Annotated in this window: 1 protein-coding gene; it reads left to right on the plus strand. The window is 53.9% G+C overall.

All coding sequences use genetic code 11. The annotated features are described in order from the left end of the window. Positions 1-9: 9 nt before the first annotated feature. Positions 10-573, plus strand: coding sequence for an RNA 2'-phosphotransferase (locus AAEY83_RS12770; protein ID WP_351059253.1), 564 nt, complete (start codon positions 10-12; stop codon positions 571-573). The last annotated feature ends 13 nt before the right edge of the window (positions 574-586 follow it).

A 586-nucleotide genomic window follows, 5' to 3' on the forward strand; every position in this document is an offset into this window, starting at 1 on the left:
TTGATTGCAATGAAAGGGAAGTTCATGAGTAAAAAACTACTGGATGAGACGAGCAAATTTCTCAGCTTCGTGTTGCGTCACGAGCCTCAGGCGATTGGTCTTACGCTGGATTCGGATGGCTGGGCAAATATCGACGCACTGATCAGCGGCGCGGCGCGTGATGGCAGGCATTTAAGTCGTGAGCTGATTGAAAACGTCGTGACCAGCAGTGACAAGAAGCGTTTTACGATTTCCGCTGATGGCCACTGTATACGCGCTGCTCAAGGCCACTCGACGAAAAGCGTTGACCTGCAATTCGAGCAGAAACAGCCACCGCAAACGCTCTACCACGGAACAGCGACGCGTTTTCTCGACTCGATCCACGAACAAGGCTTGATTCCAGGACAACGCCATCAGGTGCATCTGTCCGACGAGATCGCCACCGCGTCGGCCGTGGGTCAACGCTACGGAACGCCAGTCGTTCTGAAGGTTGCCGCGAAGCAGATGGAAGAACAGGGCTTCAAGTTCTATCAGGCCGAAAATGGCGTCTGGTTGACAGAGCAGGTGCCCGCTCGATTTCTTGCCCCCCTGTAATCTCCTCATACAC

Source organism: Psychrobacter sp. TB20-MNA-CIBAN-0197, assembly GCF_040309765.1.
In the GTDB taxonomy this organism is placed as follows: domain Bacteria; phylum Pseudomonadota; class Gammaproteobacteria; order Pseudomonadales; family Moraxellaceae; genus Psychrobacter; species Psychrobacter submarinus.